The sequence below is a fragment of the Amycolatopsis tolypomycina genome, from assembly GCF_900105945.1.
Lineage (GTDB): Bacteria > Actinomycetota > Actinomycetes > Mycobacteriales > Pseudonocardiaceae > Amycolatopsis > Amycolatopsis tolypomycina.
The window spans coordinates 1670626-1690849 of record NZ_FNSO01000004.1 but is presented as its reverse complement, the minus strand read 5'-3'; the positions used below and the strand labels follow the sequence as shown (position 1 = coordinate 1690849).

General features: G+C 72.8%; 22 protein-coding genes. 10 read left to right on the top strand and 12 right to left on the bottom strand.

What is annotated here, in order from left to right:
• The first annotated feature begins 37 nt into the window (after positions 1 to 37).
• Together BLW76_RS18560 and BLW76_RS18555 are read left to right on the top strand one after the other, a co-directional pair.
• On the top strand, positions 38 to 649 hold the full coding sequence (locus BLW76_RS18560; RefSeq protein WP_091308943.1) for a PhoU domain-containing protein: 612 nt from the start codon (positions 38 to 40) through the stop codon (positions 647 to 649).
• A 290-nt stretch (positions 650 to 939) separates the two neighbouring features.
• Positions 940 to 1944, top strand: a complete 1005-nt coding sequence (locus BLW76_RS18555; RefSeq protein WP_091308942.1) for a pirin family protein — start codon at positions 940 to 942, stop codon at positions 1942 to 1944.
• Here the strand turns inward: BLW76_RS18555 and BLW76_RS18550 are convergent.
• The 3 genes from BLW76_RS18550 to BLW76_RS18540 all read right to left on the bottom strand — a co-directional run bounded on the left by BLW76_RS18550 (position 1918) and on the right by BLW76_RS18540 (position 5195).
• Entirely contained in the window at positions 1918 to 2760 is an 843-nt protein-coding gene (locus BLW76_RS18550) for an alpha/beta fold hydrolase (protein WP_091308939.1), read from the bottom strand. The two genes, BLW76_RS18555 and BLW76_RS18550, sit on opposite strands and share 27 nt — an antisense overlap.
• Before the next feature lie 83 nt (positions 2761 to 2843).
• Positions 2844 to 4229, bottom strand: coding sequence for a pyridoxal phosphate-dependent decarboxylase family protein (locus BLW76_RS18545; protein ID WP_091308937.1), 1386 nt, complete (start codon positions 4227 to 4229; stop codon positions 2844 to 2846).
• Positions 4230 to 4292: 63 nt separating this feature from the next.
• Positions 4293 to 5195 carry a phosphatase PAP2 family protein gene (locus tag BLW76_RS18540; protein WP_425266009.1) on the bottom strand — a complete coding sequence of 301 codons (903 nt, stop codon included), beginning with the start codon at positions 5193 to 5195 and terminating at the stop codon, positions 4293 to 4295.
• 110 nt (positions 5196 to 5305) lie between these two features.
• Here BLW76_RS18540 and BLW76_RS18535 point away from each other — a divergent pair, with 110 nt between their 5' ends.
• From BLW76_RS18535 to BLW76_RS18525, 3 genes are read left to right on the top strand one after another with little or no spacing between them, the layout of a single operon-like run.
• The gene (locus tag BLW76_RS18535) at positions 5306 to 5995 is read left to right on the top strand and encodes a response regulator transcription factor (protein WP_091308933.1); all 690 of its coding nucleotides are present in this window, start codon (positions 5306 to 5308) and stop codon (positions 5993 to 5995) included.
• Positions 5992 to 7401 (top strand): sensor histidine kinase, encoded by a 1410-nt coding sequence (locus tag BLW76_RS18530; RefSeq protein WP_091308930.1) that lies wholly within the window; start codon positions 5992 to 5994, stop codon positions 7399 to 7401. Before BLW76_RS18535 ends, BLW76_RS18530 begins: the two co-directional genes overlap by 4 nt.
• Positions 7398 to 7883, top strand: a complete 486-nt coding sequence (locus tag BLW76_RS18525; RefSeq protein ID WP_244170209.1) for a hypothetical protein — start codon at positions 7398 to 7400, stop codon at positions 7881 to 7883. The genes BLW76_RS18530 and BLW76_RS18525 overlap by 4 nt, the downstream gene beginning before the upstream one ends.
• A 31-nt stretch (positions 7884 to 7914) precedes the next feature.
• On the opposite strand, the gene BLW76_RS18520 is transcribed toward BLW76_RS18525, so the two are convergent.
• Positions 7915 to 8505, bottom strand: coding sequence for an NADPH-dependent FMN reductase (locus tag BLW76_RS18520; RefSeq protein ID WP_091308927.1), 591 nt, complete (start codon positions 8503 to 8505; stop codon positions 7915 to 7917).
• Between the two features lie 98 nt (positions 8506 to 8603).
• Between BLW76_RS18520 and soxR the strand changes: the two genes are divergently transcribed.
• On the top strand, positions 8604 to 9083 hold the full coding sequence (soxR, locus tag BLW76_RS18515) for a redox-sensitive transcriptional activator SoxR (protein WP_167384646.1): 480 nt from the start codon (positions 8604 to 8606) through the stop codon (positions 9081 to 9083).
• Here the strand turns inward: soxR and BLW76_RS18510 are convergent.
• From BLW76_RS18510 to BLW76_RS18500, 3 genes are all read right to left on the bottom strand, one after another.
• Positions 9071 to 9586 (bottom strand): mycothiol transferase, encoded by a 516-nt coding sequence (locus tag BLW76_RS18510; RefSeq protein WP_091308922.1) that lies wholly within the window; start codon positions 9584 to 9586, stop codon positions 9071 to 9073. The two genes, soxR and BLW76_RS18510, sit on opposite strands and share 13 nt — an antisense overlap.
• A gap of 74 nt (positions 9587 to 9660) precedes the next feature.
• Positions 9661 to 10221, bottom strand: coding sequence for a hypothetical protein (locus BLW76_RS18505; RefSeq protein ID WP_091308919.1), 561 nt, complete (start codon positions 10219 to 10221; stop codon positions 9661 to 9663).
• A gap of 2 nt (positions 10222 to 10223) precedes the next feature.
• Entirely contained in the window at positions 10224 to 10907 is a 684-nt protein-coding gene (locus BLW76_RS18500; protein WP_091308917.1) for a hypothetical protein, read from the bottom strand.
• A gap of 247 nt (positions 10908 to 11154) precedes the next feature.
• Here BLW76_RS18500 and BLW76_RS18495 point away from each other — a divergent pair, with 247 nt between their 5' ends.
• Positions 11155 to 11898 (top strand): SDR family oxidoreductase, encoded by a 744-nt coding sequence (locus tag BLW76_RS18495; RefSeq protein WP_091308914.1) that lies wholly within the window; start codon positions 11155 to 11157, stop codon positions 11896 to 11898.
• Here BLW76_RS18495 and BLW76_RS18490 read toward each other — a convergent pair.
• The gene (locus tag BLW76_RS18490) at positions 11895 to 12326 is read right to left on the bottom strand and encodes a DUF6314 family protein (protein ID WP_091308911.1); all 432 of its coding nucleotides are present in this window, start codon (positions 12324 to 12326) and stop codon (positions 11895 to 11897) included. The genes BLW76_RS18495 and BLW76_RS18490 overlap by 4 nt on opposite strands.
• Positions 12327 to 12394: 68 nt before the next feature.
• Between BLW76_RS18490 and recQ the strand changes: the two genes are divergently transcribed.
• Positions 12395 to 14230: a DNA helicase RecQ gene (recQ, locus tag BLW76_RS18485; RefSeq protein WP_091308910.1), complete on the top strand. Its 1836-nt coding sequence runs from the start codon at positions 12395 to 12397 to the stop codon at positions 14228 to 14230.
• A gap of 1 nt (position 14231) precedes the next feature.
• Here recQ and BLW76_RS18480 read toward each other — a convergent pair whose 3' ends face one another.
• A complete protein-coding gene (locus BLW76_RS18480) occupies positions 14232 to 14447 on the bottom strand; it encodes an antitoxin (protein ID WP_425266008.1) in 216 nt (71 codons plus the stop codon).
• Between the two features lie 162 nt (positions 14448 to 14609).
• On the opposite strand from BLW76_RS18480, the gene add reads away from it, so the two are divergent.
• Positions 14610 to 15584, top strand: coding sequence for an adenosine deaminase (gene add, locus BLW76_RS18475; RefSeq protein ID WP_091319554.1), 975 nt, complete (start codon positions 14610 to 14612; stop codon positions 15582 to 15584).
• Here add and BLW76_RS18470 read toward each other — a convergent pair.
• Positions 15562 to 16926: a vWA domain-containing protein gene (locus tag BLW76_RS18470; protein WP_091308906.1), complete on the bottom strand. Its 1365-nt coding sequence runs from the start codon at positions 16924 to 16926 to the stop codon at positions 15562 to 15564. The two genes, add and BLW76_RS18470, sit on opposite strands and share 23 nt — an antisense overlap.
• Positions 16923 to 17804: an AAA family ATPase gene (locus tag BLW76_RS18465; RefSeq protein ID WP_091308903.1), complete on the bottom strand. Its 882-nt coding sequence runs from the start codon at positions 17802 to 17804 to the stop codon at positions 16923 to 16925. Before BLW76_RS18465 ends, BLW76_RS18470 begins: the two co-directional genes overlap by 4 nt.
• Positions 17805 to 17867: 63 nt before the next feature.
• Between BLW76_RS18465 and mgrA the strand changes: the two genes are divergently transcribed.
• Positions 17868 to 18896, top strand: coding sequence for an L-glyceraldehyde 3-phosphate reductase (gene mgrA / locus BLW76_RS18460; protein ID WP_091308901.1), 1029 nt, complete (start codon positions 17868 to 17870; stop codon positions 18894 to 18896).
• Positions 18897 to 19293: 397 nt separating this feature from the next.
• Here the strand turns inward: mgrA and BLW76_RS18455 are convergent, their stop codons facing one another.
• The gene (locus tag BLW76_RS18455; protein ID WP_091308899.1) at positions 19294 to 20148 is read right to left on the bottom strand and encodes an SDR family NAD(P)-dependent oxidoreductase; all 855 of its coding nucleotides are present in this window, start codon (positions 20146 to 20148) and stop codon (positions 19294 to 19296) included.
• Positions 20149 to 20224: the final 76 nt, after the last annotated feature.

The window sequence follows — 20224 nt, the reverse complement described above, 5'->3', positions numbered from 1 at the left end:
GGATGCCGATGCCCGGACGGGCTGGTTTCCTGCCGCCATGCCGACGGCGTTTCAGAAGGAGCTCGTGACGCTCGCCCACCGGCTGGCGGACCTCGGCGACCTGGCCGCGATCGCGCTCGAGGAAGCCACGCGCGCGGTGCTGGAAAGTGACCACACGCTGGGCGGACGTGCCCGGGAGCAGGCCGCGGCGGTGGCCGCGCTCGGGGCCGCGTGCGAGGACCAGGCGTGCGCGCTGCCGGCCCTGCACGCGCCGCGGGAGGCGGAGGTGAAGGCGGTCGTCGCGGCCGTGCACATCGCTGCCGATCTCACTCGGATGGGTGGTCTTGCGCGGGAGGTCGCGGGGTCGCGGGGACCGGTGCCGCCGGAGGTGCGGCCCGCGGTGGCGCGGCTGGGCGGGCACGCGGTGGCGGCCGCGCGGGCGCTGCGTGAGGTGCTGGTCGGCGGGGATCGGGCGGTGGTCGGTTCCGCGGTTGCGCTGGTGGGGGCGGCTGAGCGCGAGGTGCGGGCGTGGGCGGACGGCTGTGCGGGGTCGCGTGGGGCGGGTGTTGCTGTTGAGGTTGCGCTGCTTGCTGCGGTTTATGGGCGTTTTGCCGGGGTGGTCGAGGGGGTTGGGCGGCGGGCCGCGGGGTTTGCGCCGGTGGGGGCTTAGGGGGTTGGCGCCCGTGGGGTCGGGGGCTCGGGCGGCGGGGCTCGGCAGGCCGGGCGGTAGGACTTGCGCCGGCGGGGTCAGCCGCTCGAGAGGCAGGCTTTACACGGGCGGCGGGGGCCTGCGCCGGTGCCCGCCGGCTTGCGGAGAGAGGGGTTCGCCGGTCGGCGACTGCTCGGGTGCGGGTACGCGGGCCTGTGCCGGTCGGCCGTGAGTACGGGCCCCTGCGACCGAAACACGTACCCCGGCCACCGGCCCGCGCCACCGGCGCCATCGCGACTACCGTGGCCTGCATGAGCAACACCGAGGCCGCCCCTGCCGAAGTCGCCTGTGGTGATCGGCCTGCGGCCGCTGATCCCGGCCGTCCTGCCGTCGATGTCCTCACTCCGCGCGACGTGCCGCTCGGTGGTCCGCGGGCGATGCGGGTGCGGCGCACCCTTCCGCAGCGGTCGCGGTCGCTGATCGGTGCCTGGTGCTTCGCTGACCACTACGGTCCGGACGAGGTCAGCGGGCCCGGTGCGATGGACGTCGCGCCGCATCCGCACACCGGGTTGCAGACCGTCAGCTGGCTTTTCTCCGGGGAAATCGAACACCGCGACAGCCTCGGCACGCACGCGATGGTCCGGCCCGGCGAACTGAACCTCATGACCGGCGGGCACGGCATCTGCCACTCCGAGGTCTCGACCGCCGCCACCACGACACTGCACGGTGTCCAGCTCTGGGTGGCCCTGCCCGAACGGCACCGGCACACCGCCAGGGCGTTCGACCACTACGTTCCCTCGGTGAACCGGATCGAAGGCGCGGAAGTCCGCGTGTTCCTCGGGTCGCTGGCCGGCCGGACGTCGCCGATCCCGACGTTCACCCCGCTGCTGGGCGCGGAAGTCGTGCTCGGCCCCGATGCCCACATGTCCCTCGGCGTCGACCCCGGGTTCGAGCACGGCGTCCTGGTCGACACCGGCGACGTCGTCGTGGCCGGTACCCGCGTCCGGGCTGCGGAACTGGGTTACGTCGGCACCGGCGTGCGCTCGCTGACCCTGAGCAACCGCGGCACGGCGCCGGCCCGGTTCCTGCTGCTGGGCGGGACCCCGTTCGACGAAGAAATCCTGATGTGGTGGAACTTCGTCGGGCGCACCCACGAAGAGATCGCCGCGTTCCGCGAAGCGTGGCAAGCCGGGTCCGACCAGTTCGGCGAGGTGACCGGCTATCCGGGCGAGCGTCTGCCGGCCCCCGCGCTGCCCGCCGTCCGCATCAAGCCCCGCCGGAATCCGGGCTCAGGCCAGGAAACCGCCCACGGCTGAGGCGAACGCGGCCGCGTCGTCCAGCCACGGGTAGTGCACGGCTCCGGGCAGCACGACGGCGCGGCCGTCCGGGAACAGCCCGGCAATGCGCTCCGCGACGGCCGGGCCGGCGATCCAGTCCAGCTCACCGGCCAGCACGAGCACCGGCGCGGTGACGGCCCCGAGCGCGGCACGGGTCGCCTCGGGCTCGAACGCGCCGTCGGCGTTGTAGATCCGCGCGGCCGCGCCGTTGCGCTGGCCGGGTTCGCCGGCCTGGTGCTGCCGGGCCGCGGCGTCCCAGCGGCCGTAGTAGAACGGGGCGAACGCGGCCCAGTCGGCGCTCGTTGCGGTCTTCGCGGCGATCGACTCGTAGGCGGCGGCCGCGGCGTCGAACCACGGAGCGCCGGCGCGCCGGGCCATGATCCGCCGCCGTTCGGCGGCCGGCACGTCGAAGCCGACGGCCCGCGGGCTCGGCGCGATCAGGGCGAGCCGGCGCAGGCGCCGCGGGTACCGGGCCGCGTACCGCACGGCCAGGCTCGCCCCGGCCGAGTGCCCGAGGAGGTCGAAGCGGTCGAGGCCGAGGTGCTTGCGCAGGGCCTCGACGTCCTCGATCTGGCGGTCGCACCGGTAGGTGGCGGGGTCGGCGGGCGCCTCCGAGCCGCCGGTCCCGCGGAGGTCGAGCACGGCGAGGCGGCGGCGGGCGCTCAGGCCCCCGAGGTCACCGAGGTAGCCGCCGGCCCGCATCGGGCCGCCGGGCAGGCACACCACCGGCTCGGTCTCCGGGCCGGAGAGGGTGACGGCGAGCGCGGTTCCGTCCGGCGCGGAGAAGATCGGCACGCCCCGACCCTGGCATCCCCCGGCCGCCGGAACAAGGTTCACCGCGCGAGGCACGAAACCGGCTCGACCGGGACCTGTCGCACTCACGTCCCAGCCAGGCGCTCCAGCACCGCGAACACGCGGTCGACGTCGGCGTCGGTGGTCCGCCAGTTGCTGAAGGCGGCGCGCAACGCCGGCCGGCCGTCGTACACCGTCGGGGTGAGGAAGGTGGTTCCGTCCTCGGCGATCGCGCGCACGAGCGCGTCGATGCGCGCCTGCGTGACTTCCCCGGCCGGGGTGAAGCAGACGACGTTGAGCCGCACCGGCGCCAGCAGGTGCCAGTGCGACGAGCCGTCGATCCGGGTGCCCAGGTCGCGGGCCAGCCGGACGCAGCGCTCGACGATCTCGCGGTGTCCCGCGCGGCCGTACGCCACGAGCGAGAACCAGGCCGGGAGCGCGCGCAGCCGCCGGGAGTTCTCCGGGGTCAGGTGCAGGAAGTCCGGGGTCTCGCCGATTTCGCCGAGGTAGGCGGCGTCGTTGGCGAACACGCGCAGCTGCAGGTCGCGGCGGCGGGTGAACTGGACGGCCGAGTCGTAGGGCACGTTGAGCCACTTGTGCAGGTCGACGACCACCGAGTCGGCCAGGTCGAGGCCCGCGGTGAGCGCCGCGTGCTCCGGGGCCAGCGCGGCGAACCCGCCGAACGCGGCGTCGACGTGCAGCCAGAAGCCGTACCGCCGCTTGAGTTCGGCGATCGCGCGCAGGTCGTCGAAGTCGACGGTGTTGACGGTCCCCGCGTTCGCGACGACGACGGCCGGGCCGTCGAGCGTCTCGAGGGCTTCGGCGAGCTTCGTGACGTCGACGGCTTCGCGGCCCGGGAGCACCGGCACCTTCCGCAGCGCGGAACGGCCCATCCCGAGGAACGACAAGGCCTTCAGGACGCTCGAGTGCGGCGAACCGGACAGGACCGTGACGGGACCGAGCGCAGCGGCGCCGTCGACGGAGACACTCACGCCGGCGCGTTCGCCGAGCCACTCGCGGGCGATGGCCAGGCCGGTCACCGTGGACATCGTGGCGCCGGTGACGAACGCGCCGGAGAACTCCGGGCCCAGCCCGAACAGCTCGGCGAGCCAGCCGACGGTCTCGCGTTCGAGGTCCTGCGCCGAGGAATCCATTCCGCTGGCGGGGTTCTGGTCGTAGGCGGCGGTGAGCCAGTCGCCGGCCAGCGAAGCCGGCGTGGCTCCCCCGGTCACGAAACCGAGGTACCGCGGCCCGGCACCGGCGGCGAACCCGGGTTCCCAGCGCCGCGCGAACTCGTCCAGCGCCCCACGCGCCCCGGCGCCATCGAGCGGCAGGGGCGCCGGCTCGACGGCGACGGGTGGGACGGCGGCCGCGCGATCGTCGAGCCCGGCGAGCGCCTCGGCCGCGAACTTGCTCGCGGTGTCGAGCAGGTCGGGCAGGGAGTTCAGGTCATCGGCAAGCCTCGGGTCCATCTCGCCGACGCTAGGCGCGGTGCCGTCCCGCTGTCGCGGGCCAATCCCCCGAAACTGGCCCGGTCAGCGCAGCCGCAGGCGACGGACGCGGGTCTCGGCCGGGTCGAACGCCACCCGGCGCAGCGGGCCCGTCAGCAGCAGCACCACCGCCATCGACGACAGCGCCGCCAGCACCAGGGCCGCCACGAACTGGGCCGCGCCCGACGTCGCCGTCGACAGCACCGCGTACCCGGCCAGGACGACTGCCGACGGCGCCAGGAACCCCGTCAGCACCGGGACCAGCGGCACCCGGTCACCGTCGGGGCGGCGGGCGGACACCACCGCCGCCCCGGCGCAGGTGACCGCCGCGACCAGCAAACAGCCGCCGACGGTGTCGCTCAACCGGTGCCAGCCCAGTGCCACGGCCGCGGCCGAGACCCAGGCGACGCCCACCCCGCCCGCCACCATGGCCGGCCGCCGGTACCTGCGGGGCAGCACGATCGCGAGCGCCACCAGCACGGCCATCGCCGCGCTGACGTGCCCGCTCGGGAAGCTGTTGTGGCTCGCCACGCCGAACCGGTCGCCGGTGTTCGGGCGCTCCAGGACGTACAGCTTGAGCAGCTGCGCCACCACCAGGGGCGCGGCCAGCAGCACCAGCGCCATCACCCCGAGGGCCAGCCGGCGGCGCACCACCGAGATCGCCACGATCAGCACCGCCACGCCGCCGAGCACGACCACCAGGTCGACCTGCCGCAGCAGGTCCGCCCAGTCCATTGTGGTCCCGGCGGACTGGGCGCTGCGGACGACGCCGTTCTCGACGCCGCGGCCGGCCTCCGTGCGGACGAAGAGCAGGTAGGCCGCGATGAACGCGAGCGCGAACCCGGCCGCGCTCGCCGCCAGGACGGCCGTGCGGGACGCGGCCCGGATCACGGGCGCGGGGCGGGCCGGGCGGGTCGCGGAGGGTGCGTCGGAGAGGATCACTGCCATGTCCCCGAGTCTGGAACGCGCATTTCGGGATCCCGTCAGCGTGATGTCATGGTTTTGCTACAAGATCCGCCCGGGTCGCCATGACGTGCGCTTTTCCGAATAATGGCGCCGTGGCCGAGGTACTGGTGGTTGAGGACGACGCGGCGGTGCGGGAAGGACTGCAGCTGGCCCTGCGCCGGCAGGGACACGTGGTGCGCACCGCGGAATCGGGCGAGCTCGGCATCGAGGTGCTCGTGCAGCACCGGCCCGACATCGTCGTGCTCGACCTGATGCTGCCCGGCATGGACGGCTTCGAGACCTGCCGCCGGATGCGGGCTTCCGGACCGGTGCCGATCATCATGCTCACCGCGCGCAGTGACGACTTCGACGTCGTGGCCGGGCTCGAGGCGGGCGCGGACGACTATGTCGCCAAGCCCGTCGAGCCGCGGGTGCTGGACGCGCGGATCCGGGCGGTCCTGCGCCGCACGGTCGCCGACCGGCCGGGTGAGCAGGCCACCGTCGAGGAACGCCACGGCGACCTGGTGATCGACCGGGCCGCGCTCGAGGTCACCAAGCACGGCGCGCCGGTGTCGCTGACCCCGACCGAGCTGAAGCTGCTGCTGGAGCTCTCGCGCACGCCCGGGCAGGTGTACAGCCGCCAGCAGATCCTGTCCGCCGTCTGGGACCACGACTACCTCGGCGACTCGCGGCTCGTCGACGCCTGCGTGCAGCGGCTGCGCGCGAAGATCGAGGACGTCCCGGCGAAGCCCGAGTACGTGCAGACGGTCCGGGGGTTCGGCTACCGGTTCGGCCGGTCGTGACGGCTCCGCGGCCGTGGTCGTGGCTCGCCGGGCTGCGGCCGCGGCTGGTCGCCGCCTTCGCGGTCATCATGATCCTCGGCGCCACCACCGCGGCGGGCGCGAGTTACGTGTACGCGCGCCGGGCCATCCTGGAAGGCATCCAGGACCAGACGATGCTGAAGCTGCGGGACCAGATCGCCGCGTACCTGCCCACCCTGTCGCTGCCGCCGACCCAGGCCGGGCTCGACGCCTTCGCGACGGCGCTCAAGTCCAGCAACGCGCTCGTCGTCTACCGGGACCTGCGCTCGTCCTCGGCCCTCTCGATCGACGACGTGCCGGGCGACCTGCGCCAAGCCGTGGCCACCAGCACCAACATCCAGTTCCAGCGCGTCGACGTCGCGGGCTTCCCCTTGTTCTTCGTCGGCGTCCCGGTGCAGACCGCCCAGGGGCGGCCCAGCGGCCTCGAGGTCTACGCGATGGCGCGGCTGACCGACCAGCAGGAGGCGATCGACGAGCTGGCCCGCTACGCCTGGTTGTTCTCCGCGCTCGCCCTGCCGATCGCGGTCGGGGTCGCGCTGCTCGCGGCCCGGCAGGTGCTGCGGCCGGTGCGCGCGCTGAACACGGCGGCGAGCCAGCTCGGCCGCGGACGGCTGGACGTGCGGTTGCGCGCGAAGGGGTCCGACGAGCTCGCGCAGCTGGTCACCACGTTCAACCACACCGCCGCCGAGCTGGAGCGCACGGTGGGCTCCCTGCGCGCGATGGAAGCCGACGCGCGGCGGTTCGTCGCCGACGTCTCCCACGAGCTGCGCACGCCCCTCGCCGCGATGAACGCGGTGACCGACGTCCTCGACGAAGACGCCGAGCAGCTGCCGCCGGACACCGCCGTCGCGGCCCGGCTCGTGTCGGCCGAGACGCGGCGGCTCACCCGGCTGGTGCAGGACCTGATCGAGATCTCCCGGTTCGACGCCGGACGCGCGGAACTGCGCCGGGAGCGGCTGGACGTCGCCACGGCGATCACCGACACCCTCGCCGCGCGGGGCTGGGAAGCCGGAACCGACCTGGTCACCGACCTGCCGCCGGGGATCACCGCCTCGCTCGACCGGCGGCGGCTCGACATCGTCGTGGCGAACCTGGTCGGCAACGCGCTGCGGCACGGCGCGCCGCCGGTCGAAGTGGTGCTGCGGCCGGAGCGCGGTGACGTCGTGCTGACCGTCACCGACCACGGGCCGGGCATCCCCGCCGACGTGCTGCCGAAGGTCTTCGACCGCTTCACCAAGGCCGACACCGCCCGCGCCCGGTCCGAGGGCAGCGGCCTCGGGCTGTCGATCGCCCGGGAGAACGCCCGGCTGCACGGCGGCGACATCGTCGCGGCCAACACCGGCACCGGCGCCCGGTTCGAGCTGCGGCTGCCCCGGGAGGCGTGGTGAAGAAACTCGCCGTCCTCGCGGTCCTGCTGCTGGTGAGCGCGTGCGGGGTCAAGCCGACGCCGGTGGTCGCGGCCGGCCCGGCCCCGACGCTGCGGAGCCCGGCGACCGCGGGCCGCGGCACCGACCTGATCCTCTACTTCGTCCTCGCCGACCGGGTGGCCCCGGTGGTGCGGCCGTCCGCCGGGGTGGTGGGTGTCGAGTCCGCGCTGACGATGCTGCTGGACGGACCGTCCGTCGACGAGCGGGAGGGCGGGTACACGACGGCGCTCCCCGGCCCCTCCGGCACGATCGCCCTGACCCCCGGCTCGCCGGCGACGATCACCGTCCCGTTCCCGCTGCGGCCGCTGACCGGCGTCGGGATCAGCCAGCTGGTTTGCACCGCGTTCGCGGCACTGGCCGCCCAGGGCAGGTACGCCGTCGACGGCACCATCGACCTCGCCGGGCCGGACGTCCGGCTGCCGTACCAGACGTGCCAGGCGTGAGCGAGGAGTGTCGACATGACGGCAAGCCGCCTCAGCCGGGGTAGGGCCGCGCCGCCCTGGCGTCGGTCAGCGACCGCGCCCACCAGCCCAGCTGGTCGAGCATCGCCTTGGCCGCGACTTCCGCGCCGGCGTCGGTCGGCACGCCCTCGTCGGTGAACCGCATCTGGGCGCCGTGGAAGCTGACCGTCTCGCGGATGGTCACGGCGTGGAGCTCCGCGAAAACCGCGCGCAGGTGCTCGACCGCGCGCAGGCCGCCGGAAATCCCGCCGTAGGAAACGAAAGCGACCGGCTTGGCCTGCCACTCGGGCCGGTGCCAGTCGATGGCGTTCTTGAGCGACGCCGGATAGCTGTGGTTGTACTCCGGGGTGACCACGACGAACGCGTCGGCGGCTTCGAGCCGCGGCGCCACCTTCGCGACCTCGGCGACGACCTTCGCCGGAGGCTCGGCGCCGAAGGCCGGCATGGCCAGGGGCAGCTCGGCATCGGCGAGGTCGACGACGTCGGGTTCGAAGCCGCCGTGGGCGCCCGCGACGCCGGCCAGCCAGTCCGCCACCACCGGCCCGAACCGTCCTTCCCGGACACTTCCCACGATCACCGCTACCCGGACCGGTGTTTCCGGCACGCTTCCTCCTGCACACGTAGGCGTTCTCGCTGTCCGCACCAGGATGAGACTTCAAGTTCACTTGAAGTCAAGCGTGCCGCTGTGATTGGGTGTCGACCATGGTGAACGCCCCGGTCCGGCCGTTGCCCGACCTGACGGTCGGCGAACTTTCCCGGCGCAGCGGGGTCCCCGCGTCGGCGCTGCGCTTCTACGAGGACGAAGGCCTCATCCACAGCCGCCGCACCGCGGGCAACCAGCGGCGCTACCGCCGGGACACGCTGCGGCGCGTGACGTTCGTCCGGATGTCCCAGCGGGTCGGCGTGCCGCTGGCGAGGATCCGGGAAGTGCTGGCCCTGCTGCCCGAGGACCGGACGCCGACCCGCGCCGACTGGGCCCGGATCTCCCGGTGCTGGCAGGACGACCTCAACGCGCGGATCCGGCAGCTGGAGCAGCTGCGCGACCAGCTGGACAACTGCATCGGCTGTGGCTGCATGTCCCTGGACCGGTGCCGGCTGGCCAACCCGGCCGACCGGCTCGGCGCCGACGGCCCGGGGCCGCGGCGCCTCGCCGACCACAGCGGAGGTGACTACGCGGACTGACGTTCCAGCAGGCCGCGCACGTACATCGCCTGCCCGGCGTGCTGGATGTCGTCGTCGAGGACGCTGATCAGGCGGACGCCCAGTGACACCGGCGGGTCCCAGGCCTCGTCGACGATCCGGTCGAGGGCGGGCCCGTCCAGCCCGGTGACGTAGCGGACGGTCTGCTCGTGCACGGCGTCGTAGTAGCCGGTGAGGAGGTCCGGTTCGTCGACGCGGACCGCCTCGACGTCGGCCGGGCGGTGGCCGTAGCCGGTGTCACCGGCCGGGAACGGGAGGCCGAACCGGGAAAGCCAGTCCTGACCGGTCCACACCTGCTCGGTCCCGGCCACGTCGGCGACGTGGTCGTCCTGGACCCGGGCCAGGTGCCACACCAGCCAGGCGATCGAGTTGGCTTCGCCGTCCGGCCGGGTCCCGAGCTGCTTCGCGGTCAGTCCCTCGACCGCCGCGTGCACCGTGCCCTGGACCCGGCCGAACCCGTCGACGAGCAGATCGGCCACGTTCATTCGGCTGCCTCCCGGTTGCCGGCACCGTTTCCCGGCCGGACTACCCGATCATGCCCGCGGGCAAACGGTACCCGCTACCGCGGCAGCAGCTGGTCGAAGAACGAGCGGTAGCGGCGCAGCGCGATCCGCAGCTCCTCGGTGGCCGGTTCACCCTGCTGCCACTGGGATTCCAGCTCGCTCTTGTGCTCGGCGAAGGTGGTGGCCAGCGCGCTGATCACGGCGGCGACGAGCTCGTCGGCCTGCTGGACAGCCTGCTTGGGGTCGTCGACGAAGCCGGTCTGGACGTTCTGCCAGCGGTCGCGGAACCCGGTGACCTTCTCCTCGTCGATCAGCGGCGGCGTCTCGACGTCGCCGCCCGACGCGGCCGGGGTTTCCACGTCGCCGCCGGATTCGGCGGGCGATTCCACGTCGCCGCCCGACTCGTCCGGGGTGTCGCCGGCGTCGTGCCGCCCCGCCGAGGCCAGGTCGGCGGTGCTCAGGTTCTGGTCGCCGTCCGTGCCCGGCTCGCGGAAGTCGGCCCGGTCCTGGCCGGGGACCTCGGTGGCGCTGTCGCCGGAGTAGCCCTCGTGGACGCCCTCGCGCCCGGTCAGGTCACGCTCGTCCTCGGCGTCGTGCCGCGTCAGGTGATCGGTCATGGTCAACGTCCTCCATTCGACTCGGTCCGCGGGCTCGCGGACGCCTGGCGCTCGGTCTCGCGCCGGTCGGCGCGGTCGTGGTCGTGGCCGTGGCCGTTCCGGCGGTCGTGGCGGCCATGGTCGTGGTCGTGGTCGCGGTCGTGGTGCCGCTCGTCGTCGGCGCCGTCGGTCAGCAGGTCCTCGAACACGGTGCGGTAGCGCACCATCGCGTCGCGCAGGTCCTCAGTGGACGCTCCGTCGCGCTTCTGCTGCGTGGTGTGCGCGGCGCGGTAGTGCTCGAGGGTCTTGGCGTGCCGCACGGAAAGGTCGGCCACCTGCTGCTCGTAGTCCTCGGTCGGGTAGCCGCGTTCGGCCATCAGCGAGTTCAGCAGCTGCTCGGCGTCGGCGACCGCGTCGGACGGCTGGTCGACGAACTTTTCCTGCACCTGCGCCCATTCCCGGGCGTAGCGTTCGCGCGCCGACGCCGAAAGCGGCCGGATGTCGAGCTCCTTGTGCCGGCGTTCGCGCTCGGCGAGCTCGCGTTGCGCGGCCCGAGGGCTGTCCTTCTCCGCGACCGTGCGGTCGTACTCGGGACCGAACCGCTGCTGCAGCCGTTTTCGCTGCATTTCCTGTGTCACCAGCCAGATCACGGCGCCGAGCACCGCGACGGCCACGACGACGATCAACACGATCAGCCATGTGGGCATCGCTCAAACTCCTTCAAGGATGTCAAGCCCCCGCTGCGATCGGTGTTCCCGGATTACCGCGGCCGAAAACGGGCACGGGGCGCCTGACCTCGGGATTCGGCCGTCCGGCCGCGTCGATACGGCCGGATGCCTCCGCCCCGCCACGGGGAGGGTGACGACGGTGACAGCGCGCGGGTAGCAGCGTTACCACGGGAGTGGTATCGTCGATAACAGACCGAGCGAAGCAGCGTTACGGAAGAAGGAATCGATGAGCACCCCAGCTGTGTCCCGTGTCGCGATCGTCACCGGCGGCTCCCGCGGCATCGGCCGCCAGGTCGCCGAGCGCCTGGCCGCCGACGGGATGGCGGTCGTCGTCAACTACGCGGGCAACGAAAAGGAGGCCACGGCCGCCGTCGAGACCATCACCGCGCGCGGTGGCCGGGCGATCGCGGTCCGCGCCGACGTGGCCGACCCGGCCGCGGTGGCGGAGCTGTTCGACACCGCGGAACGCACCTACGGCGGCGTCGACGTCGTCGCCCACCTGGCCGGTGTGATGAGCCCGCCGACCCCGATCGCCGACACCGACTTCGACGTCCTCGACCGGGTGCACCGCACCAACATCCGCGGCACGTTCGCGGTGGCCCAGCAGGCCGCGCGGCGGGTGCGCGACGGCGGCGCGGTGATCACCACCTCGACGTCGGTGCTCGGGCTGAACCTGCCCGGCTACGGGATCTACAACGCGACGAAGGGCGCGGTCGAGGCGATCACCATGATCCTGGCGCGCGAGCTGCGCGGCCGCGACATCACGGTCAACACCGTCGCGCCCGGCCCGACCGCGACCGCGCTGTTCCTCGACGGCAAGGACGACGAGACCATCGCCCGGATGGCCAAGCAGCCGCCGCTCGAACGGCTCGGCGAGCCCGAGGACATCGCCGAGGTCGTCGCCTTCCTCGCCGGACCGGCGCGCTGGGTGAACGGCCAGGTGCTGCGCGCCAACGGCGGCATCGTCTAACGGCTGAACCGGCTGACGATCACGTGGTCTTTCGCCGGCCCGCGCACCGCCCACTCCTGCTGCCAGCGCGCGGCGCCGGTCACGCGGTACTCGCCGCGGTAGTGGTCGGCGCGGCAGGGGTGGTCCGCCGTCCAGCGGCCTTCGCGCAGGTCGAGGTCGTGGAAGAAGCCGCCGTGGTCGAAGTGGACCGCGGCGCGGCCGGGGCCGGCCGGGCGGTAGTGCAGGGTCCGCGTGACCGGCCCGGTGTGGCCGCCGAGCCGCAGCTCGCCCTCCTCGTGGTAGACGAGCACGCCGGCCTCGGACTCGGTGAAGGTGGCGGTGCCGGTCACCTCGCCCGCGGGTTCGCCGCCGGTCGTGCGGATCTCGCGGTCCAGGTGCCACGCGCCGCCGAAATACGCGGCGAGGTCGGGAACGGGCCAGTAGTGCACCCCGCCAGTGTGGCACCCCGCGGCGGGGCGGGCCGGAACTGTCGGACCCCCGCTCTATAGTCGGGCGGGTGGCAGAGACCGACCTCGCACCCGCGTCCGAAGCGCTGGAGACCCTCCGGCGCGTGTTCGGCTACGACAGCTTCCGCGGCGACCAGGCGGCGATCGTCGAGCACATGATCGCCGGCGGCGACGCGCTCGTGCTGATGCCCACCGGCGGCGGGAAGTCCTTGTGCTACCAGATTCCCGCCCTGGTGCGGCCCGGCGTGGGCGTCGTCGTCTCGCCGCTGATCGCGCTGATGCAGGACCAGGTCGACGCGCTGCGCAACGCCGGTGTCCGCGCCGGCTTCCTCAACTCCACGCAGGACTACGCGGCGCGGCAGGAGGTGGAGTCGGCGTTCCTCAACGGCGAGCTCGACCTGCTCTACCTGGCGCCCGAACGGCTTTCGGTGGAATCCACCGTGCGGCTGCTCGACCGTGGCAAGATTTCGCTGTTCGCGATCGACGAAGCGCACTGCGTCGCCCAGTGGGGCCACGACTTCCGGCCCGACTACCTCCAGCTCTCCGCCCTGCACGAGCGGTGGCCGGAAGTCCCGCGGATCGCGCTGACGGCGACCGCGACCGAGGCCACGCACAAGGAGATCACCGCACGGCTGCGGCTCGACGAGGCCCGGCACTTCGTCGCGAGCTTCGACCGGCCGAACATCCAGTACCGGATCGTCGGCAAGAACTCGCCGCAGCGGCAGCTGCTGGAGCTGCTGCGCACCGAGCACGCCGGTGACGCGGGGATCGTCTACTGCCTGTCCCGGAATTCGGTGGAGAAGACCGCGGAGTTCCTGGTGCAGAACGGGATTCCGGCAGTGCCCTACCACGCGGGGCTCGACGCGCGCACCCGCGCGAAGCACCAGGCGCGGTTCCTGCGCGAAGACGGGCTGATCGTCGTCGCGACGATCGCGTTCGGGATGGGCATCGACAAACCGGACGTCCGGTTCGTCGCGCACCTCGACCTGCCGAAGTCGGTCGAGGGCTACTACCAGGAAACCGGCCGCGCGGGCCGCGACGGGCTGCCGTCGACGGCGTGGCTGGCGTACGGGCTGCAGGACGTCGTCCAGCAGCGCAAGATGATCGACACGTCCGAGGGCGACGAAGCGCACCGCCGTCGGCTGGGCGCGCACCTGAACGCGATGCTCGCGTTGTGCGAGACGGTCGAGTGCCGCCGCGTGCAGATCCTCAACTACTTCGGGCAGCAGGCTGGTCCGTGCGGCAACTGCGACACGTGCCTGAACCCGCCGGAGAAGTGGGACGGCACCATCCCGGCGCAGAAACTGCTGTCCACCGTCGTGCGGCTGCGCAACGAACGGCGGCAGAAGTTCGGCGCCGGCCAGGTCATCGACATCCTGCTCGGCAAGTCCACGCCCAAGGTCACGCAGTTCCAGCACGACACGCTCAAGACGTTCGGCATCGGCACCGAGCTGCGCGAGCCGGAGTGGCGGGCGGTCGTCCGCCAGCTGCTCGCCCAAGGCCTGCTCGCCGTCGAAGGCGACTACGGCTCGCTCGTGCTCACCGAGACCAGCGCGGAGGTGCTGGGCGGCAACCGCCAGGTGCTGCTGCGCCGCGAACCCGAGCGGGCCGCCGCCGCGAAGGTCCGCAGCACGCGCAAGGCCGCCGCGGCCGTGGACATGCCCGCGGAGGCCGCCCCGCTCTTCGAACGCCTGCGCGCGTGGCGGGCCGGCGTCGCGAAGGAGCAGGGCGTGCCCGCCTACGTCGTCTTCCACGACGCGACCCTGCGCCAGATCGCCACGCAACGACCGTCGTCGCTGGCGGATCTGGGCACGGTCAGCGGCGTCGGCGAGAACAAGCTCGCCAAGTACGGCGAGGGACTCCTGGAGGTCCTGACGACCGAGTGAGCTACCGGCCGGTAGTGTGCCCCGGGTGGCCCGGCTGCCCGGTCACCGAGTTGACCTTGCGGACCGCGCCGGCGATCTGCTGGCGGTACTTGCCCTTGGTCTTGTCGTCGACGAACTTCGCGGCCTTGCCGACGACCTGGTTCACCTTTTCGGGGTTCTTCTTGGCGTAGGCACGAGCCGCACCGGCAGCGCCGGCCAGCATGGTCAGCTTCTTCATCAGAGGCACGGTGGCCCTCCCTCATCGGTTCCGGTCATCCTGACAACGCGGACGAACCCCCCGGAGGTTCCCCGTGTGACGTGGGCCAAAACCTGACCCCGCCGCGGCCGGCGCCGGAAAATGCCGCGCGGACCGCGACCGGGCGGCCCTAGGCTCGTGATCATGCGCGACCTGGCCGCCCTGCCGAAGGCCCACCTGCACGTCCACCTGGAGAGCACGATCCGCCCGGCCACGCTCCGCGAGCTGGGCGCGGCGAACGGCGTCGACGTCCCGGGCGAACCCCCGGTGTTCGACGGCTTCCGCGCCTTCGCCGACTACAACGCGCTCATCCGATCCTGCCTCCGGCGTCCCGAAGACTTCGAACGCATCGCGCGCGAGTACTGCGAGGACGAAGCCGCCCAGGGCACGCGGTACGCCGAAGTCACCTTCACCGCGGCTTCGCACGGGGAACGCCTGGGCGACCTCGAAATGCCCCTCGCGTCCGTCCTCAAAGGACTGTCGACGAGCACGGAACTCGAGTGGCGCCTGCTGCTCGACCACTCCCGGCGCCGGTCGGTCGAGCGGGCCGAGCGCACCCTCGACCTCGCGCTGAAGTACGACGAAGTCTTCGCGATCGGCATGGCGGGCGAGGAAAACCACTCCCTGCGTCCGTTCGCGACACTCTTCGAGAAGGCCCACGCGGCCGGCATCCATCTGCTGCACCACACCGGCGAAGACGCCGGCCCGGACAGCATCCGCGAGGCCCTCGAAGTCGGCCGCACCGAACGGCTCGGCCACGGGATCCACGTCCTCGACGACCCGTCGCTCGTCGCCGAGGTCCGCGACCGCGGCCTGGCGCTGGAGGTCTGCCCGTCGTCGAACGTGACGCTGGGCCTGGTGCCGTCGCTGCCCGAGCACCCGCTCCCCCGGCTGCTCGACGCCGGCCTGACGGTCACGCTCAACACCGACGTCCCGTCGGTCACCGGCGCCGCGCTGGCCGAGGAATACGCCCGCGTGCAGGAAGCGTTCGGCTACGACGACGCCGCGATGGCGGACTTCGCGCGCGCGAGCGTCACGGCGTCCTTCGCGCCCGAAGCGACGAAGGCGCAGATCCTGCGGGACATCGACACCTGGCTCACACCGGCAGCAGGCGGGTGACCAGCGTGCCGAGCTGGTGCACCGTGCGGCACTCGTGCATCTCGACGACGTCGGCGTATTCCAGCGCCGCCGAGTCCCCGGTGGACCACAGCGACCGCCGTTCCGGGTTGAGCCAGTAGACGTGCCGCGCGCGGGCCTTGATCTCGCGGACCGCGTCGAGGTTCGGGTCGCCGCCGTTGGTGCGGGCGTCGCCGAGGATCAGCACCGACGTCCGCGGGCCGACCGCGTCGAGCCAGTTCTCGGTGAACTGGCGCAGGGAGCCGCCGTAGTCGCTGTGGCCGTCCCAGCGCACCAGCGCCGCCTCGGAGAGCATGCGCGCGCCCAGGTGTTCGGGGTCCGCCGCGCCGGTGGTGACCAGGTGGGTGACCTCGTCGGTGCTGTCCACGAACGCGAACACGCGGATCTTGCCGAACTGGTCGCGCAGCGCCTGCACCAGCAGCATGGTGAAGTTCGCGAACCCCGCCACCGAGCCGGAAAGATCGCACAGCAGCACGATTTCCGGCCGCCCGGGCCGCCGGTGGCGGTAGGCGGGCCGCAGCGGGACGCCGCCGGTCGACAGGGACCGCCGCAGCGTGCGGCGCAGGTCGATCTGCCCGCGCGTGGTCCGCTTGCGGCGCGCGGCCAGCCGCGTCGCCAGCTTGCGGGACAGCGGCTGGATCGTGCGCCGCAGCTCGGCGAGCTGGGTGCGGCTGGCGATGAGGAAGTCGACCCGGTCGGGTGACGGCGCGATGGCGTGCTTGGCGACCCGCTCGCGGCCGCGGACCTCGGCCGCGCGGCGCCGCGCCTCGGTGCGGACCTGCCCGCGGAAGCCCTCGACGCGGCGGCGGATCTCGTCGCGGTCGAGCCGGTCGGTGAACTCGCCGCGCGCGCCACCACCGCGGACCGCGGCCAGCACCCGCGCGATGAGCGTCTGCGGCTGGAGCCGTTCCAGGGTCTGGTGGGCGGAGAAGCCGCCCCCCGGTCCGGACGCCGAGCCGTACTGGCCCAGCATGTCGACGGCGAGGCCGGCCAGCTGGGACAGGGCCTGCCGGTCGCCGTCGGCGAGGGCGGCGGCCAGTTCTTCGCGCAGCTCTTCCAGCGTCGACGGCTCTTCGCGGGCTCGTTCGGGTGCGCCGACCCCGGCCGGGAAGTAGAGGTCGAACGCGGCGTCGAAGACCGCGCGCTGCCCGCCGCGCCGGACCAGCGCCGCGGCCAGGCCCTCGCGGACGAGTGCCCGGTCGTCCATCCCGAGGACTTCGAGCGCGGCCGCGGCGTCGACCGTCTCGGCGGGTCCGGCCGGGATGCCCTGGGCCCGCAGGGCGCGCACGAACGACGCGAGCCGCTCCGGCACGCCGCCGGTCACGACGCGTCCAGGACCTGTTCGAGCTTCAGGCCGGCGCCGGCCTTGGCGATGTCGTCCTGGTGCTTGAGGACGACGCCGAGGCTCTCGCGCACGACGTCGTCGTCCAGGGTCGAGGCGCCGAGCGCGAGGAGCGTGCGGGCCCAGTCGATGGTCTCGGCGACCGAAGGCAGCTTGCGCAGGTCCATCGCGCGCAGCGCGGCGATCACCCGGACGACGGAGTCGGCGAGGGCGGCGTCGATCCCGGGGACCTTGAGCCGGACGATGTCGCGTTCGAGCTCCTCGTCCGGGAAGTCGATGTGCAGGAACAGGCACCGGCGGCGCAGCGCCTCGGACAGCTCGCGGGTCGCGTTGGACGTCAGCACGGCGAACGGCGCGCGCGTGGCGGTGATCGTGCCGAGCTCGGGCACGGTGACCTGGAAGTCGCCGAGCACCTCCAGCAGCAGGCCCTCGACCTCCATGTCGGCCTTGTCGGTCTCGTCGATCAGCAGCACGGTCGGCTCGTCGGAGGAGATCGCCGTCAGCAGCGGGCGGCGCAGCAGGAATTCTTCGCCGAAGATGTCGGTGCGGGCCTGCTCCCACGTCTCGTCGCGGCCGGCGGTGATCCGCAGCAGCTGCTTCGCGTGGTTCCACTCGTACAGCGCACGGGCCTCGTCGATGCCTTCGTAGCACTGCAGGCGCACGAGCCGCGAACCGCTGACCTGGGCGACGGCCTTGGCGAGCTCGGTCTTGCCGACGCCGGCCGGGCCCTCGACCAGCAGTGGCTTGCCGAGCCGATCGGCCAGGAAGACCGTGGTCGCCACCGCCGTGGACGCCAGGTAGCCGGCTTCGGCCAGCTTGGCCGACACGTCGTCGACGGAGGTGAAGAATCCGGTGCCCACCACGTGCCTCCTAAGCGGTCGCTCACCCGGAGCGTACCCGAAGAGCGGGTTAGCATCGCCCGTGTGACCTACGTTGCGGCATCCGGCCGATACGACTCGATTCCCTACCGGCGCTGCGGGCGTTCCGGGCTGAAGCTGCCGGCGATCTCGCTCGGGCTGTGGCACAACTTCGGCCACGACAAGCCCCTGGAGACCCAGCGCGCGATCACCCGCCGCGCGTTCGACCTGGGCATCACCCACTTCGACCTGGCCAACAACTACGGCCCGCCCTACGGCTCGGCTGAGGAGAACTTCGGCAGGCTGCTGGCCACGGACTTCCGGCCCTACCGCGACGAGCTGGTGATCTCCACCAAGGCCGGCTACGACATGTGGCCCGGCCCGTACGGCGAGTGGGGCTCCCGCAAGTACCTGCTGTCCTCACTGGACCAGTCGCTCGGCCGGCTCGGCCTGGACTACGTCGACATCTTCTATTCGCACCGCTTCGACCCCGAGACGCCGCTGGAGGAGACGGTCGGAGCGCTCGACGCCGCCGTCCGCGCCGGGAAGGCGCTGTACGTCGGGATCTCGTCCTACAGTTCGGAGCGCACGGCGGAGACGGCCCGGCTGCTGCGGGAGCTCGGCACGCCGCTGCTGATCCACCAGCCGTCGTATTCGATGCTCAACCGCTGGATCGAGGCCGACGGCCTGCTCGACACCCTGGCGGAGGCGGGCGCCGGCTGCATCGCGTTCTCGCCGTTGGCCCAGGGCCTCCTGACGGACAAGTACCTCAACGGAGTGCCGGCGGATTCCCGCGCGGCGCAGGGCAAGTCCCTGGACCCGGACACCCTCGACGCCGCCCGGCTCGGCCGCGTCCGCGCACTGAACGACATCGCCGGCCGCCGCGGGCAGTCGCTGGCACAGCTGGCGCTGGCGTGGGCCTTGCGCGACAGCCGGGTGACATCGGTGCTGATCGGCGCGAGCAGCGTGCGGCAGCTGGAGGACAACGTGGGTGCGCTGGGGAACCTGGATTTCTCGCCGGAGGAGCTGACGGAGATCGACAGCCACGCGACGGACGCGGACATCAACCTGTGGAAGCGCTCATCCGACGGCTGAGCCTTTTCGCCGGCTGAGACGGGGGCCGCGGGTCAGCCGGGGCTCGCCGGGCTGAGACGGGCGGCGGGTCAGCCGGGGGCCCGGCGGGCTGACGCCCGGCCAGCGGAGGCTGGCCGGGCGGGGCAGGCCGAGCGGAAGCGGCCCTGCGGGGCGAGCCGAGCGGAAGCGGCCCTGCGGGGCGAGCCGAGCGGAAGCGGCCCTGCGGGGCGAGCCGAGCGGAAGCGGCCCTGCGGGGCGAGCCGAGCGGAAGCGGCCCTGCGGGGCGAGCCGAGCGGAAGCGGCCCTGCGGGCGGGCCGAGCGGAAGCGGGCCTGCGGGACAAGCCGGGCGAGGCGAGCCGAGCGGGCCGAGGCGGTCCAGCCGGGGCCAAGCCCGCGGGGCGCCCCCCGTTTTCCACTCTACCGGCGACCACCGACAATTTCGGCGCCTTGAGCCTCGGCCGACAGGTCCTGCCACTCGGCCCAGGTTGCGAGCCGGTCGGTGTAGGCCTGCTGGATCATCGGGTAGAAGCCCTTGCCGAAGAGCACCCGCAGGGGTGGGTTGGGGGCGTCGACGACCTTGAGGAGGGCGCGGGCCGCGGCGGTCGGGTCGCCTGCCGGCTGCTTGCCCGCTACCTCGGCGAGGCGGTGGCGCAGCCCGTCGTACGCCGGGTTGGTCTCGGCGACGTGGCCGTTGGCCAAGGGGTTCGGGTTCTTGCCCTCGCGGGTGGCGAAGCCGCCCGGCTCGACGATCGTCACCTTGATGCCGAAGTCGGCGACCTCCTTGGCCAGGGTTTCGCCCAGGGCTTCGATCGCCCAGCGGGATGCCTGGTAGGCGCCGCCGAGTGGCATCGCGATCAGGCCCGCGGCCGACGACAGCTGGATGAAGTGGCCGGCGCGCTGCTCGCGCAGGTACGGCAGCGCGGCCTGGATCACCCACACCGGACCGAACACGTTGGTCTCCAGCTGGGCGCGCAGCTCCGCCTCGGTCAGCTCCTCGATGGCGCCGATCTGCGCGTAGCCGGCGTTGTTCACGACGACGTCCAGCCGTCCGAAGTGCTCGGCGGCCCGCTTCACGTTCTCGAAGACGGCGGCCTTGTCGGTGACGTCCATCGCGAGCGGGAGCACCGCGTCGCCGTAGGTGGCGACGAGGTCGTCCAGGCTTTCGGTGGACCTTGCGGTGGCGGCCACCTGGTCGCCGCGGCCGAGGGCGGCCTCGACGAAGCAACGGCCCAAGCCGCGCGACGAACCCGTGACCAACCAGACCTTGCTCATGTGTTTCCCCGTTCTGCGGTGGACATCCGGTCGGCCACAAGACACCGGCGGCCGGACGCCTGTGACAGTGACGCCG